This window comes from Streptomyces sp. NPDC051172 (assembly GCF_040682555.1).
In the GTDB taxonomy this organism is placed as follows: domain Bacteria; phylum Actinomycetota; class Actinomycetes; order Streptomycetales; family Streptomycetaceae; genus Streptomyces.
Map to the genome: position 1 here is coordinate 219,957 of NZ_JBFBBE010000001.1, position 15,459 is coordinate 235,415.

Below are 15,459 nucleotides of genomic sequence, written 5' to 3' on the forward strand. Positions count from 1 at the left end.
TCCGCCGCCACCAGGGGCTACCCGTCGGTAGCAATTGCTGACAAGCTGTCTACACAGCGTCCGCCGGCGAGCCCCAGACGAGGAGCACCCCCATGCCCGCCACCGTCTCCTTCAAGGTCCCCTCTCCAGGGGGCCCGCAGCCCGTGACCGTCTCCTACGCGCGCGTGGGCAGCGGCGAACCGCTGCTCCTGCTGCACGGCATCGGTCACCACCGGCAGGCCTGGGACCCGGTGGTGGACATCCTGGCGACCGAGCGCGATGTGATCGCCGTGGATCTGCCCGGCTTCGGTGTCTCCCCCGCCCTGCCCGACGGGCTCGCCTACGACCTGTCCACGACGACGGCCGTCTTCGGCGCGTTCTGCGAGGCGCTGGAACTCGACCGTCCGCATGTGGCGGGCAACTCGCTCGGCGGTCTGCTCGCCCTGGAGCTCGGCCGCGAGCAGCTCGCGCGGTCCGTGACCGCTCTGTCCCCGGCCGGGTTCTGGTCCGAGGCCGAGCGGCGCTACGCCTTCGGCGTGCTGGTCACGATGCGGCACATCTCCCGGCGGCTGCCGCTGCCCCTGGTGGAACGGCTGTCCCGCTCGGCGGCCGGCCGCACCATGCTGACCAGCACCATCTACGCCCGCCCGGGCCGCCGCTCACCCGAGGCCGTGGTCGCCGAGACGCTGGCCCTGGCGCAGGCGACGGGGTTCGACGCGACCCTGCGGGCCGGCAGCGCCGTGCGGTTCACCGACGACATCCCCACCATCCCGGTCACCGTGGCCTGGGGCACCAGGGACATGCTGCTCGTACGCCGCCAGGGGGTGCGCGCCAAGCAGATCGTCCCCCGCGCCCGGCTGGTGCGGCTGCCCGGTTGCGGGCACTGCCCCATGAACGACGATCCGGCGCTGGTCGCCCGCGTCATCCTCGACGGCAGCCGCTGACCCACGCCTCACGCTCAACGCGCCAGATCCGAGGGCGACTCCGCCGCCGACCAACGCGCTGCCGACGGCCTGTGCGGCCCCGTAGGAACCCGTTTCGACGAGCGGGGCCGTGCAGGCGGCGGCGACCGGGATGAGGCCGGAGAACAGCGTGGCGCGCTCGGCGCCGAGCCGCTGCATGCCCATGTACCAGCACACGAAGCCGACTACGGTGACGATCGCCGCCTGCCACAGCAGCGCGGCGGTCTCGGTGGCGTCGGGGCGCCGCAGCCACGCCGTTCCGTCGGCGAGCAGTCCGGCCGCCGCGGACTCGGCCGCTGCCAGGCCGCACACCGTGGCGGACAGCAGCCGGGGGCCCAGGGGCCGCAGAACGGGCACGGCGAGCACGGCGAAACCGACCTCGCCGGCCAGCGCGCAGGCCGAGAAGGCGATCCCCGTGCCGTCCGTACGCCCCCACCCCTGAACCGTGAAGGCGCCACAGGCGACCAGCAGCGCGCCGTACAGGACCCGGCGTTGAGGACGGCGGCCCTCCAGGAGCGGGACGACGACGGCCACCACCACGGGCGCGCAGCCCACGAAGACGCAGGGCATCGCCGGTTCCGCGGAGCGCTCGGCCGCGATGACGGCCAGGTTGAAGCCGACCATGCCGACCGCGGAGAGCAGGGCGAGACGGGCCCACTGGCGGGGCCCGAGCAGCCGCAGTCGCGCCGAAGCTCCCGGGCCGGCCAGCGGCAGAAGCAGCAGACAGGCGAGGCCGTAGCGCAGGAACTGGCCGCCCGCGTACGGGTAGTGGCCGAGGACGCTGTTCGCGGTGAAGGACCCTCCGACGAGGACACAGGCGAGGGCGGCGAGAAGGGCTCCACGGGTGGTGGTGGCGTTCATGGCAGCGACGCTAGGCAGCGCCGCGGTCCGGTTTAAGGTCCATTTCCATGACATCATCGGAGACCAATCAGGCTGGCACGCCCGCCTGGGAGCTGCTCCTGCCGGCCGCCTCCGCGCCCGCACGCACGCGTGGACGTTCGCTGCAGGCGGCGCTGCGTGAGGCCGTGCGCACGGGGAGGCTGTCACCCGGCACCCGGCTGCCGTCGAGCCGGGATCTCGCCGCCGACCTCGGGGTGTCACGGGGGCTGATCACCGAGGCGTACGAGCAGTTGGCGGCGGAGGGCTATCTGCGCAGCGGGCGGGGTGCGGGCACCTGGGTGGGAGGCGCGGTGCGGGCCGCGCCGCCACGCGCGCGTGATCTCGCCCCGCGCTCCCCCGGTGCGCGCGCCGACTTCGTGCCCGGCACCCCGGATCTGTCGCTGTTCCCGCGCGCCGCCTGGGCCGCGGCGCAACGCGCGGTCCTGGCCGAACTGCCCCACCGGGACCTCGGTTACCCCGACCCGCGCGGACTGCCCCAGCTGCGTACCGCCCTGGCGGAGCTCCTGGCGCGCCGCCGGGGTGTGGTCGCGGATCCGGAGCGGATCGTGGTCGTCTCCGGGGTGGCGCAGGCGACGACGCTGCTCGGATTCGCGCTCCACGCACACGGGTTGCGCACGGTCGGCGTCGAGGATCCGGGCAGCCCCCAGCACGACGCGCTGTATGCCTCGGCCGGTGTCACCACCGTGCCCGTGCCCCTGGACGGGGAGGGGATCGTCGTCGGAGCGCTGCGGGACTCGGGCGTGCGGGCCGTCGTGACGACGCCCTCCCACCAGTTCCCCACCGGGATCGCCTACTCCGCGCGCCGCCGCACCGAACTGCTCGACTGGGCGCGGTCCGCGGACGGGCTCGTCCTGGAGGACGACTACGACGGCGACTTCCGCTATGACCGTGCCCCCGTGGGCGCGCTGCAAGGACTGGACCCGGAACACGTGGCCTACACGGGCTCCGTCAGCAAGTCACTCGCCCCGGGTCTGCGGCTGGGCTGGCTGCTGGTGCCCGAGGCGCTGGCCGAGGAGGTCGTCGAGCGCAAGCGCACCATGGACCTCGGCCATCCCACCCTCGACCAGGCACTGTTCGCCCGCTTCGTGGAGCGCGGCGACTACGACCGCCAGCTCCGCCGCTGCCAGCGGGCGTACCGCGAGCGGCGTGATGCGCTCCTTGCCGCGCTGCAGGAGCACTTCCCAGGCTCACAGGTCGCCGGGATCGCGGCGGGACTGCACGTCATCGTCCGGCTGCCCGAACGGTACGGCCCCCTGGAGCGGTTCCTCGCTCGGGTGACGGCGGCCGGGGTGGCCGTACGCGGGCTGGCGGACTACACGCACGGGCACGTCGAGAGCGGGGACGTGCAGCTGGTTCTGGGGTACGCGTATCAGCCACCCGCACGCATCCGCGACGGCATACGGCTGATGGCCCAGGCCACCGCCGTATGACCATCGGCTGACCGGCAGATGGCTCAACCCTAGCGTCGACGGGGCCACTGATACCGCACACCAGTTCCCTTGCCTCGGTGGTCAGTTGTTCACTTGTGGTTTCCGTGTGCGCTGCGGCGCCCGAGTAGTTGTGGCACCGCACACTGGCCGGATCCCGTCCTGGAGGCCCCCTATGTCCCTTTCGCTCCCTGGTCGTCGCAGCGTCCTGCGCGGCTCCCTCGCCGCATCGGCGGCCCTGACCCTGCCCACCTCCCTCGGCGCGGCACCGGCGTTCGCCCTGTCCGGCCGGCCCAGCGCGAACTGGGGTGTACAGGCGGGAGACGTGACCTGCGGCTCGGGTCTGGTATGGGTGCGCTCCGATCGTCCGGCCCGGATGATCGTCGAGACGTCCGCGACCGAGTCCTTCCGCAACCCGCGCAGATGGCACGGCCCGCTCCTCGGCGCGGACTCGGACTTCACCGGCACCACCCGGCTGCACGGGCTGCCGTCCGGCGAGCAGATCCACTACCGCGTGCTGCTGGCCGACCCGGACGACCCGCGCCGCACCGGCGAGCCGGTGACCGGCACGTTCCGTACGGCCCCGGCGAAGCGCCGCCAGGGCGTGAAGTTCGTGTGGTCCGGCGACCTGGCCGGACAGGGCTGGGGCATCAACGAGTCGATCGGCGGCTACCGGATCTTCGACGCCATGGCGAAGGTCGACCCGGACTTCTTCCTGTGCAGCGGCGACAACATCTACGCCGACGGCGTCATCTCCGCCACGCAGGCGCTGCCCGACGGCAGCCTGTACCGCAACATCACCACCGAGGAGAAGTCGCACGTCGCGACCACCCTGGACGACTACCGGGGCAACTTCCGCTACAACCTGCTCGACCATGCGCTTCGCCGGTTCAACGCCCAGGTGCCGAACATCATCCAGTGGGACGACCACGAGGTGCGCAACAACTGGTACCCGGGCGAGGTCATCGGCACCGGCACGCCCTACCCGGCCGGCACCAGGCTCGACGACCTGGCGCTGCGCTCCCGGCAGGCCTTCTCCGAGTACTTCCCGATCTCCACCATCAGCGGACGCCCGGACGGCCGGATCTACCGCAAGGTCAGCCACGGCCCGCTGCTGGACGTGTTCGTGCTCGACATGCGCACCTACCGCAACGCCAACTCGCCGGACAACCAGACCACCGACCCGGTGGGCATCCTCGGCCGCGAGCAGCTGGAGTGGCTCAAGCGGGAACTCGCCAGGTCCCGCGCGGTGTGGAAGGTGATCGCCAACGACATGCCGCTCGGACTGGTCGTGCCCGACCCGGTCGAGGGCAAGCCGAACTTCGAGGCCGTCGCGCAGGGCGACCCGGGCGCCCCGCTGGGCCGCGAGCTGCAGATCGCCGAACTGCTGCGGTTCATCAAGCACCGGCGGATCACCGGCACCGTGTGGCTGACGGCCGACGTGCACCACACCTCCGCCCAGCACTACGACCCGTCACGGGCCGCGTTCAAGGACTTCGAGCCGTTCTGGGAGTTCGTGTCCGGCCCGCTCAACGCCGGCGCCTTCCCGGCCAACGCACTCGACGGCACCTTCGGCCCGGACCGGGTCTTCGTGAAGGCGCCGACGACCGCGAACGTCTCGCCGGCCCAGGGCTACCAGTTCTTCGGCGAGGTCGACATCGACGGGGACAGCGGCGAGTTGACGGTGCGGCTGCGCGAATACGACGGCACCGTGCTCTTCACGCAGGTGCTGCAGCCGGGCCGGGTCGGCCAGTAACTCCCGTACGCTTTCCCGTGGGCCGCGCACCGGCGTCATCCCCCGGTGCGCGGTGCCGTTCCGCAGCCGCGAGCTCGCCACCTCGCATGCGTGTTCGCAGCTACAAAAGGAGCATAACGACACTTTACCGATCAGTCACAAGGCGTTCGTGATCACGCAACACCTTTCCTTCACAGTGGTTGCATGAGTCGAGAAATGTCTGATGTGACCCGTGCAAAGCACGGCCGTCCCGTGCACCACTGGCGGCGCGACGTCGTCGAACTCGCCGCCCTGTTCACGTCCGTCGCCGTGGCCGACGGCGTGGCGAACCTGGTCGGGCACGGGCCCGACGGTCCGGCGCTGCTGGTGATCTCCGCGGTCGCCCTGGCCGCCACGGCGGGGTTCCACACCTGGTGGACACGCCGTCACGGTCACGCACCTCCGGCCGGTGATACCGACGCCCGGTCGCTGCCGCAGAAGCAGCAGGCCGGGCCGTCCGACGAGTCCTCGGCGACGCCGGAGACCGAGCCCGGTCAGAGCGTGCTGTGGCGGATGCGGACGACGGTGAAGGACGAACCGGGGTCGCTGGCCGCGCTGTGCACGGCGCTGGCCGGACGGCAGGTCGACATCCTGAGCCTGCAGACGCATCCGCTGGCGGAGGGCACGGTGGACGAGTTCCTGCTGCGGGCTCCCGGCGGGCTCATGGCCTCCGAGCTCACCAAGGTGGTCTCGCTGGCCGGGGGCACCGACACCTGGATCGAGCGGGCCGACGCCCACGATCTGGTGGACGCCCCCACCCGGGTCCTGGGTCTGGCCGCCCGCACCGCCCTGGACGCGGCCGAACTGCCGCTCGCCCTCAGGCAGTTGCTGGGCCGGTGCACCATCCGCCAGCTGCCCGCCACGCCGGTCGGCGGCGGCCGCGGTCCTGGCGGCGTGCCCGTGGAAGGTGTGCTGGAGGACACCGTGATGCGGCTGCGGGCGCCGGAGGGCGGAGTGATCACCGTGGAGCGGCCGTATCTGCCGTTCACCCCGACCGAGTTCGCCCGGGCGCGGGCGCTGGTGGAACTGGACGCCCGGCTCGGACCGCGCGTGCCGCACAGCCAGGACGTGCTGACGCTGCCCGAGGGCAACGAGATCACCGTACGCCGGGCCGACACACGTGACCTGGACGCCGCGAAGGCGATGCACGAGCGGTGCTCGGCGCGGACCCTCGGCATGCGCTACCACGGGCCGGTCGGCGACGCGGACCGTTACCTGAGCCACCTGCTCAGCCCGCGGTTCGGCCGCACCCTCGCGGTGCAGACCGCATCCGGACGCCTCGTCGGCCTCGGCCACCTGCTGTGGGACGGGGACGAGACCGAGGTCGCGCTCCTGATCGAGGACAAGTGGCAGCGCCGCGGCGTCGGCGCTGAACTGCTGGAGCGGCTGGTGGCGATGGCGGCCGAGGCGAACTGCGAGAGCGTCTACGCCGTGACACAGGCCTCCAACACCGGCATGGTCGCGGCGATGCGGGGCCTCGGGCTCCCCCTCGACTACCAGATCGAAGAAGGCACCCTGGTCATCACGGCCCGCCTGCAGACGGGCCAGGCCGGCTCCCGGCTGCCGTACGAGGTGGCACAGGAGCAGGTCGGCGAGCGGATCGCACGGGACTAGCTCCCGGCACAGGACATCTGGGGACGGCCCGGCGGGAACGCCGGGCCGTCTCGCGTACGGAGGTATCCCGGAGCACGTCCTACGCCCTCGGCTCAATCCGGATGACGTGCGGCGGCCACTCGTATGAGGATGGACCGCATGTCACAGACCACTGACCCGCTGCCCCGCGAGGTCGCCGACGCATACGTCGACGAGCTCATCGCCCTCGACCCGGTGACCGGAACGTACCTCGGTGTGAAGGAGAGTTCGAGCAGGCTCCCCGACCTCTCGCCCGCAGGCCAGGAGGCCCTCGCGGAACTGGCACGGCGGACCCTGGCGCGGCTCGACGCGGCCGAGCAGCAACCCGGCGCGGACAGTGACATCGAGCGCCGCTGCGGCCGGCTGCTGCGTGAGCGGCTCAATGCCGAACTGGCCGTGCACGAGGCCGAGGAGGGCCTCCGCCGCGTCGGCAACATGGCCACGCCCGCACACTCGGTGCGCGACGTGTTCACCGTGACGCCGAACCAGTCCGAGGAGGACTGGGCGGCGGTCGCCGAGCGGCTGCGTGCCGTGCCCGCCGCGTACGCCGGCTACCGCGAGTCCCTCGCCCTCGGTCTGGAGCGCAAGCTGTACGCGGCCCCGCGCCCGACGGCCACGTTCGTCGAGCAGCTCACCGAATGGTCCGACACGGACGGCAAGGGCCGCGGCTGGTTCGAGGACTTCGCCTCGGCGGGCCCCGAGGCGCTGCGCGCGGAGCTGGACGAGGCGGCCCGCGCGGCGACCGCGGCCGTCGTGGAGCTGCGCGACTGGATGCGCGACGTGTACGCGCCGGCGATCGAGAGCGCGCCGAACACCGTGGGCCGTGAGCGCTACGGGCGCTGGACGCGCTACTTCAACGGCACGGACCTCGACCTGGACGAGGCGTACGCGTACGGCTGGGCCGAGTTCCACCGGCTGCTCGGCGAGATGAAGCAGGAAGCGGAGAAGATCCTGCCCGGCGCCGAGACGCCGTGGGTGGCGCTCGCGCACCTCGACGAGCACGGCAAGCACATCGACGGGGTCGACGAGGTCCGCGACTGGCTGCAGGGCCTGATGGACCAGGCGATCGACGAACTGGACGGCACCCACTTCGAACTCGCCGAGCGGGTACGGAAGGTGGAGTCCTGCATCGCCCCGCCCGGCGGCGCGGCAGCCCCGTACTACACGCCCCCGACGGAGGACTTCTCCCGCCCGGGCCGCACCTGGCTGCCGACGATGGGGCAGACCCGTTTCCCGGTCTACGACCTCGTCTCGACCTGGTACCACGAGGGCGTCCCCGGTCATCACCTGCAGCTCGCGCAGTGGGCGCACGTCGCCGCAGACCTCTCCCGCTACCAGGCCACCATCGGCGGGGTCAGCGCCAACGTCGAGGGCTGGGCGCTGTACGCGGAGCGACTGATGGACGAGCTCGGCTACCTCACGGACGCGGAGCAGCGGCTCGGCTACCTCGACGCGCAGATGATGCGGGCGGCCCGGGTCATCGTCGACATCGGCATGCACCTGGAGCTGGAGATTCCCGCGGACTCCCCCTTCCACCCCGGCGAGCGCTGGACCCCCGAGCTGGCCCAGGAGTTCTTCGGCGCCCACAGCAGCCGGCCGGCGGACTTCGTGGAGAGCGAGCTGACCCGCTACCTGACCATTCCCGGCCAGGCCATCGGCTACAAGCTCGGCGAGCGGGCGTGGCTGCAGGGGCGCGCGAAGGCACGTGAGCGGCACGGCGACGCGTTCGACCTCAAGGCCTGGCACATGGCGGCGCTCTCGCAGGGCTCGCTCGGCCTGGACGACCTGGTGGACGAGCTCGCCCAGCTCTGACGGCCGGGCAGCTCAGCGGCGGAAGCCGCCCTCCGAGTCGATCACCTGGCCGGTGATCCAGTCCGCCTCGTCCGTGGCGAGCCACGCGATGAGGCGGGCGGGATCGTCCGGCATGCCCCAACGCCCCGACGGGAAACGGGAGGCGATCGCCTCGTACGTCTCCCCGGTCGCGTAATCCGTGTCCACCGGGCCGGGGTTGACGGTGTTCACCGTGATCGCCTGCTCGGCGAGCGTCGTCGACAGGGAGCGGGTGATCGAGGCGAGGGCGCCCTTCTGGAGGGCGTAGGCGATCTCACCGGGCATGCCGCCGGCGATGTCCTGGCCGGAGGTCATCATCATCACGCGTCCGCCCGGGGTACGGGGCGGCAGTGCGGCGCGGTGGCGGGCGTGGGCCTGGACGAGGAGCACCACCGAGCGGGTGTCGACCGACCAGTGCGCGTCCAGCATCGCGGAGTCGATCGTGTCGAGGGTGCCGTCGCTGCCGCTGAGGGCGTGGTTGGCGACGAGGATGTCGAGCCGGCCGCCGAGTGCCGAGGCGGCCGCGGCGATCAGCTCGGCGGGCGCGCCCGGCGCGGTGAGGTCGCCGGGTCCCGCGGCGATCCGGGCCGCGGGATCGCCGAGTGCCGCGCGCACGGAGGCGATCACGTCCTCGGTGCGGTCGGCTCCCCAGGGCATGGCGGTGTCGTGCGGGACATGGTGGTGCAGATAGACGCTCGCCCCGTACGCGGCGAGCCGCCGGGCCACGGCATGTCCGATGCCGGCTCGTCTGCCGGCCCCGGTCACCAGGGCGGTACGGCCGCGCAGAGGCAGCGGCTCACGGCGCAGGTCTTCGGGAGCGGGGTGCGGCAGTCGGGGCATGGGCGACCATGATGGGCGACGCTTCGAACCGGCGCACGCAATTATCCGTACGCGACCGATCATCCGGGCCCGCCCGTTCGAGCTCGGCTATCCGTGCTCGATGCGCCGCAGCTGGACGAGGCCCAGCCAAGTCTCCGGCCCCGGCTGGACATTGGCCGCGCGCACCGCGTACCGCCCCGGTTCCAGCACGACCCGCAGGCAGTCGGTCCGCTCCGTTTCGGATCCGGGCCAGGCCGAGTCGAACAGCACGACCGTGCCGGGCACTTCCCAGGGCACCTCGTGTCCCCAGTCCGCCGTGGCGAGGGCCGCGGGGACCCCGGCCAGGAGTTCGGCCTCGGAGTTCGCCGCCCACCACCGTATGAAGGTGGCGTGCTCGGGCAGGAACGCGGTGGAGGCGGGTTCGTCGCCCAGGACCAGGGCGGCCGAGTCGCCGACCGGGAGCAGCCCGACGAAGCCGTCGACCTCGCAGGCCCGGTCGTAGTCGGAGGCGGTCTCCTCGCCGTCGGCGCCCGACCAGAACGGCAGCACCGTCTCCGGCACCGCAATGAGCGGCCCGCCGCCCGACTCGACCCATTCCAGCGCACCGGGTTCCGCGTATCGCACCATGGCGCAGACCGTACACGGCCGCGGAAGCCATGAATCCGCCGTCCCCCGTACCTCCTGGTACGCAGCCCGTTTCAGCAGCCGCAGTCCTCCGCGTCCACCGGGGCCGTCAGGGTGTCGGCGGGGCGGCGCTCGCGCCCCTGCCAGGTCTCGTACTCGAAGCCCTCCCGCGCCCAGTACTCGAAGCCGCCCAGCATCTCCTTGACCTGGTAGCCGAGTTCGGCGAGGGCGAGCGCGGCGCGGGTGGCGCCGTTGCAGCCGGGGCCCCAGCAGTACGTGACCACCGGCACCGACTTGTCGAGGAGCCGTTCGGCCTGCTCGGGGATGAGCGCCGTCGGCAGGTGGACCGCGCCGGGGATGTGGCCCTGGTCCCAGGACTCGGTGGAGCGGGAGTCCAGGACGACGAACCCGGGGTGGCCGTCGGAGGCGAGTGCGGCGGCGACGTCCGACACATCGGCGTGGAAGACGAGGCTCGCGCGGAAGTGGGCGGCGGCCTCGGCCGGGGCCGCCGGGGCCACGCGCAGGACAGGGTTGACGGCGGGCGCGGTGCTGCTCATGATCTGGCCTGCTTTCTCCGACGTTGTCGCTACGGCCAGAAATCTACGGGCGCCGATGATCTCCCAGAAGGGGTATTCACCGGCCTGCACCTTGCCCGGCCGTGGATTCCCCTGCTATTTCTGCGTCATGAGCGCGTTTTCCCCCGACGCCACCGACTGGCGCATCCTCGACGTCCTCCAGCGCGAGGGGCGGGCGAGCTTCGCGGAGCTGGCACGCGCCGTCTCCATGTCGCCGAGCGCGGTCACCGAACGGGTGCGCCGCCTGGAGGAGGCGGGCGTCATCCAGGGGTACGCGGCCGTGGTGGACCCCGAGCGGCTGGGACTGCCGATCCTCGCGTTCGTACGGCTGCGCTATCCGAACGGCAACTACAAGCCCTTCCACGACCTGGTCGCCGTGACGCCCGAGATCCTCGAGGCCCACCATGTGACGGGCGACGACTGTTTCGTCATCAAGGTCACCGCCCGCTCGATGCGTCACCTGGAGGAGGTTTCGGGCAAGATCGGCGCGCTCGGCTCGGTGACCACCAGCGTCGTCTACTCGTCCCCGCTGCCCCGGCGGCCCCTCGGTCACTGACCTCGCTGCCGGACCACCGAGCCCGATCTTCCCTTGACGACCTCCAGTTGGGCGTGGATACGGCGTCTCAGGTCGGCGACATGGCTGACGATGCCGACGCTGCGGTCGCGCTCGCGCAGGGAGTCGAGCACGTCGAGGACCTCGTCGAGGGTCTGGTCGTCGAGGCTGCCGAAGCCCTCGTCGATGAAGAGCGTGTCCAGGCGGACTCCGCCGGCCTCGTCGGTGACGACGTCCGCGAGGCCGAGGGCGAGCGCCAGGGAGGCGAAGAAGGTCTCGCCGCCCGACAGCGTCGCCGTGTCCCGCTCGCGCCCGGTCCATGCGTCGACGACGTGCAGTCCGAGACCGCTGCGGCCGCGTCCGGTCCGGTCGTCGGAGTGGACGAGGGTGTAGCGGCCGGACGACATGCGCTGCAGCCGCACCGTCGCGGCGGCGGCCACCTGTTCCAGCCGGGCCGCCAACACGTACGACTCCAGGCGCATCTTCCGCTCGTTGTCCGCGGAGGTGCCGGCGGCGAGGGAGGCCAGGCGGGCGACCCGCTCGTACTCCTCGCGCAGCGGGGCCAGCCGTCGTACGCCGGCGGCGGACCGGGCGGAGAGCCGGTCGAGTTCGGTGCAGCGGCGGGCGGCCGAGTCACGCGCGGAGGCGGCCTCGCGCAGCCGCCGGGCCGCGACGGCGGCGGCCCGTTCCGCCGAGGCGAGGTCGGCGGGCGGCTGCAGGGCTGCGGCCGCGGTGTCCGCCTCGGCGAGAACGGCACGCACGGCGGCCTCCTCGGACTGCCACGCGTCCAGACGGCGTTGGAGCTCGCGATGGGCGGCGTCGTCCAGGAGCGCGGCGGCCGCGGCCTGCGGGGTGTCGAAGCCGGCGCGGAAGGCGGCGTCGGCGAGCCGGGCGTCGGCGTCCTTGAGCCGCTGGGCGGTGTCCTCGGCCACCCGCGCTGTGTCGGCGCCCTCGGTGAGCAGCGCCACCTGCCGCTCCAGCTGCGCGGCCCGCGCGGCCACGCTCTCCGCCGTGCCGCGCGCCTGCGCCAACTGTCCTTCCAGATCGCTCTGTTCGCGGTCCAGCCGCTCGCGGTGGCCCACCCGCGAGGCGGCTCTGACCGCTGCCTGCTGCCGTACCGCAGTCCGCCGCTCGTACTCCTGCTCCGCCCGCCGCAGCTGCTCGCTCGCCGGATGCAGGTCGGAAGCGGCACCGCGCACCTGCGCGTACAGTCGCTCCAACTCCTCGACCTCTTCGGCAAGTCGGGCCGTGGGGGTGTCGCCCGCCTCGGCCGTCGCGGCGGCGAGGGCCTCTCGTACGACGCCGAGGCGCCGCTCGTCCTCGGCGCGCTGTTCGTCGGCGCGCTGGTAGGCGGCGAGGGCGCGCTCCTCGGCCTCGCGGTCGACGTGCCCGGCGACCTTGCGCGCCGGCGCAGGGTGCTCGGTGGCTCCGCAGACGGCGCACGGTTCGCCGTCGGCGAGGCTCGCGGCCAGCTCGGCCGCGATGCCGTTCAGCCGCTGTTCCTTGAGGTCCAGCCAGTGTGCGCGGGCCTCGGTGGCGCGTTCGCGAGCGGCGAGCACGCGCGCGTGGGCCTCGTCGGTGTCGCGGGCGAGCTGATCGCGCTGGCGGGCGGCGCCGAGCCTGCGCTGTGCGGGCTCGCGCTGCACGCCGAGCTGTTCGGCCCTGGTCGCGGCCTCCTGTGCGGATTCGATACGGGCGTGCAGTCCGGCGCGGGTCACCTCCCAGTCCGCGAGCCAGGTCTCGGCCTCCTGCAGCACGTCCTCGTCGACGCGCTCCTGCCGGTCCAGACCGGCACGCTCCGCGACGAGTTCGGCCAGTCGCTGTTCGGCGCGCCGGGCTGACTCCAGCCCGCCGAGCTCCTCGGCACTCCGGCGCGCGGCAGCGGCCAGCCCTGCCGCACCGGCGTCGTGGCTGGTCGCGCCCCGCGGTGGAGCCGCACATGGCCACTGCCCCGAGCCCCTCTCGCCGTCGGCGTCTCGCCACCCGGCGAGCCCTGTCGCGTCGTCCTCGCCGAGGGCATCTCGCAGCCGTGTGTCCCCCGCCGCACCCGCGTCGGAGCTCCCGGCCCGGAAGTCCGCGTGCCCCTCAGCGAGGGCTTCCCGCAGCAGTGCACGCACGCGGGCCTCCGCCTGTGCGGCGTGCCGGTGTTCCGCCTCCGCGGCCTCCCGCAGCTCCAGTGCGGGCGCCACCGCCTCGGCCTTGCGGGCCCGCTCCATGCGTGCCTGCGCCTCCCGGTGGGCGGCGGCCCGCTCCTCCAGCCGTGCGGCGCGCTCGCGCGCCTCGGCGAACCGCTGCTGCAGCCGGGCCACTTCCCGTGCCTCGCGCAACGCGCGCTCGGCGGCCGCCTGCGCCGATTCCACGGCCGTGAGGCGGCAGTGGGCGATGGTCAGCCGTTCCCGCGCGGTGCTGCGGGCGACAGCCGCAGCGCTGATGACGGCCTCCGCCAACCCCGGCTCCCCCGGCGCCAGTTGAGGCAGTTCCAGCGCGCCGTCCGCCGCCTGCTGCATGCGGTGTGCGTCGGCCAGCAGCGCGGCGTCCCCCTCGCGCACCTGCGCCTCGGCCGCCCGGCGGCGCTCCGCGAGCCGCTTCTCGACCTCGGTGAAGCGGTGGGTGTCGAAGAGGCGGCCCAGCAGTTTGCCGCGCGCCTCGGCGTCGGCGCGCAAGAAGCGCGCGAAGTCGCCCTGGGGCAACAGCACGACCTGGCAGAACTGCTCGCGGCTCATGCCGAGCAGCTGGGTGATCTCCTCGCCGATCTCCTGGTGCGAGCGGCCGAGGTCCTTCCAGGCACCGGCCGTCGCGTCGTACTCGCGCAGCCAACTCTGGGCCTTCTCCAGTGTCGTGCCCGAGCCGCGCTTCTTGGGGCGCTCCCAGGGCGGCTGCCGGGTGACCTCCAACCGGCGTCCGGCGACGGTCAGTTCGAGGGTCACCCCGGTGCGCGTACCGGATGCCGCGTGATCGCTGCGCAGGGCCAGGCCCTGACTGCTCTGGCGGGCGCCGGGGACGGAGCCGTACAGCGCGTAGCAAACCGCGTCGAGGACGGACGTCTTGCCCGCTCCCGTCGGTCCGTGCAGCAGGAAGAGCCCGGCGGCCGACAACTCGTCGAAGTCGACGGTCTGGGAGCCGCCGAACGGCCCGAACGCCGTGATGTCCAGCCGGTGCAGCCTCATCGCGCCACCTCCCGCACGGCCTCGTCGGCGCGCACCGCGTCGAACGCGTCCCGCAGCACGGCCTGTTCGCGCTCGTCGGGTCCGGCGCCGCGCACATGGGCGACGAAGTCCTCGGCGATCTCCTGGTCGCTGCGGCCCGCGAGCCGTCTGGCGTACGACACGTCCGGGTCGTCCGGTGCCCGCTCGGGGTCGAAGACGAGGCTCAGGGTGTGCGGGAAGCGCTCGGTGAGCCGGGCCATGGGATCGGCCGGGCGGACCGGGTCGGTGAGGGTGGCCTCGACCCATGCCTCCTCGTGCCGGCCGAGCCCGGGGTCGGCGAGCAGTTCCTCCAGAGTGCCCCGGATCCTGGCCAGCGCGCGCGGCACGGGGCAGTCGACCCGCTCGGCGGTGACCGAGCCGTCCGCGTCGAGATCCACGAGCCACATGGTCTTGTGGTGGTCTGTCTCGGAGAAGGAGTACGGCAGCGGGGAGCCGGAGTAGCGCACCCGCTCGGTGATCGTCTGGCAGCCGTGCAGATGGCCGAGTGCAGCGTAGTCCACACCGTCGAAGACCCCGGCGGGCACGGCGGCGACCCCGCCGACGGTGATGTCCCGCTCGCTGTCGCTGACCTGGCCGCCGGCGACGAAGGCGTGCGCGAGGACGACGGAACGCGTGCCCCGCGCGCGGGTGGCAAGGTCGGCGCGGACCCGGTCCATGGCAGCGGCGAGCACCGCCTCGTGTCCCGCTTTCTCCACGCCGAACTCGTCCTTGACCAGGGCCGGTTCGAGATACGGCAGCCCGTAGAAGGCCACGTCACCGTGGGCGTCGGACAGCACCACCGGAGTTCCGCACGCCGACGGCTCGGTGCGCAGATGGATGCCGGCCCGCCCGATGAGACCGGCACCGACGCCGAGCCGGCGGGCCGAGTCGTGGTTTCCGGAGATCATCACGGTGGGCACCCCCAGGTCCGCCAGGCGGTGCAGCGCGTCGTCGTACAACTCGACCGCAGCCAGCGGCGGCACCGCCCTGTCGTACACGTCCCCCGACACGACCACCGCGTCCACACCGCGCTCACGCACGGTCGTGACGAGGTGACCGATGAACTCGGCCTGGGCCCCGAGCATGTTCACCCGATGGAACGCCCGGCCCAGATGCCAGTCGGAAGTGTGCAGCAGCCTCATGATCCCCGACCCTAACGGCCGGGTCTGACATCACGGTCGGTTACTCCCGTATCGGGC

The 15,459-nt window shown here is 72.9% G+C and carries 11 protein-coding genes and 1 pseudogene; 6 read left to right on the forward strand and 6 right to left on the reverse strand.

What is annotated here, in order from left to right; genetic code table 11:
- The first annotated feature begins 92 nt into the window (after nt 1-92).
- Nucleotides 93-923 carry an alpha/beta fold hydrolase gene (locus AB0N07_RS01000; RefSeq protein ID WP_365830715.1) on the forward strand — a complete coding sequence of 277 codons (831 nt, stop codon included), beginning with the start codon at nt 93-95 and terminating at the stop codon, nt 921-923.
- 42 nt (nt 924-965) lie between these two features.
- On the opposite strand, the pseudogene AB0N07_RS01005 reads toward AB0N07_RS01000, so the two are convergent.
- Nucleotides 966-1,859, reverse strand: a pseudogene (locus AB0N07_RS01005) (EamA family transporter); the annotation flags it as partial.
- Between AB0N07_RS01005 and AB0N07_RS01010 the strand changes: the two are divergent.
- The 4 genes from AB0N07_RS01010 to AB0N07_RS01025 all read left to right on the forward strand — a co-directional run bounded on the left by AB0N07_RS01010 (nt 1,850) and on the right by AB0N07_RS01025 (nt 8,486).
- Complete coding sequence (locus AB0N07_RS01010) at nt 1,850-3,271, forward strand: PLP-dependent aminotransferase family protein (protein ID WP_365830717.1); 1,422 nt, start codon at nt 1,850-1,852, stop codon at nt 3,269-3,271. The pseudogene AB0N07_RS01005 and the gene AB0N07_RS01010 overlap by 10 nt on opposite strands.
- Nucleotides 3,272-3,443: 172 nt before the next feature.
- The gene (locus AB0N07_RS01015) at nt 3,444-5,024 is read left to right on the forward strand and encodes an alkaline phosphatase D family protein (RefSeq protein ID WP_365830719.1); all 1,581 of its coding nucleotides are present in this window, start codon (nt 3,444-3,446) and stop codon (nt 5,022-5,024) included.
- Between the two features lie 195 nt (nt 5,025-5,219).
- Nucleotides 5,220-6,656, forward strand: coding sequence for a GNAT family N-acetyltransferase (locus AB0N07_RS01020; protein WP_365830721.1), 1,437 nt, complete (start codon nt 5,220-5,222; stop codon nt 6,654-6,656).
- Nucleotides 6,657-6,794: 138 nt separating this feature from the next.
- On the forward strand, nt 6,795-8,486 hold the full coding sequence (locus tag AB0N07_RS01025; RefSeq protein ID WP_365830723.1) for a DUF885 domain-containing protein: 1,692 nt from the start codon (nt 6,795-6,797) through the stop codon (nt 8,484-8,486).
- A 12-nt stretch (nt 8,487-8,498) separates the two neighbouring features.
- Here AB0N07_RS01025 and AB0N07_RS01030 read toward each other — a convergent pair whose 3' ends face one another.
- From AB0N07_RS01030 to AB0N07_RS01040, 3 genes are all read right to left on the reverse strand, one after another.
- On the reverse strand, nt 8,499-9,344 hold the full coding sequence (locus tag AB0N07_RS01030) for an SDR family oxidoreductase (RefSeq protein WP_365830725.1): 846 nt from the start codon (nt 9,342-9,344) through the stop codon (nt 8,499-8,501).
- An 87-nt stretch (nt 9,345-9,431) separates the two neighbouring features.
- Complete coding sequence (locus AB0N07_RS01035; RefSeq protein WP_365830727.1) at nt 9,432-9,950, reverse strand: immunity 21 family protein; 519 nt, start codon at nt 9,948-9,950, stop codon at nt 9,432-9,434.
- 71 nt (nt 9,951-10,021) lie between these two features.
- A complete protein-coding gene (locus AB0N07_RS01040; protein WP_365830729.1) occupies nt 10,022-10,504 on the reverse strand; it encodes a rhodanese-like domain-containing protein in 483 nt (160 codons plus the stop codon).
- 127 nt (nt 10,505-10,631) lie between these two features.
- Here AB0N07_RS01040 and AB0N07_RS01045 point away from each other — a divergent pair, with 127 nt between their 5' ends.
- Nucleotides 10,632-11,078, forward strand: coding sequence for an Lrp/AsnC family transcriptional regulator (locus AB0N07_RS01045; RefSeq protein ID WP_365830731.1), 447 nt, complete (start codon nt 10,632-10,634; stop codon nt 11,076-11,078).
- Here the strand turns inward: AB0N07_RS01045 and AB0N07_RS01050 are convergent.
- Together AB0N07_RS01050 and AB0N07_RS01055 are read right to left on the reverse strand one after the other, a co-directional pair.
- A complete protein-coding gene (locus AB0N07_RS01050; RefSeq protein ID WP_365830733.1) occupies nt 11,072-14,242 on the reverse strand; it encodes an SMC family ATPase in 3,171 nt (1,056 codons plus the stop codon). The two genes, AB0N07_RS01045 and AB0N07_RS01050, sit on opposite strands and share 7 nt — an antisense overlap.
- The gene (locus AB0N07_RS01055) at nt 14,239-15,402 is read right to left on the reverse strand and encodes an exonuclease SbcCD subunit D (RefSeq protein ID WP_365830735.1); all 1,164 of its coding nucleotides are present in this window, start codon (nt 15,400-15,402) and stop codon (nt 14,239-14,241) included. Before AB0N07_RS01055 ends, AB0N07_RS01050 begins: the two co-directional genes overlap by 4 nt.
- Between the last annotated feature and the right edge of the window lie 57 nt (nt 15,403-15,459).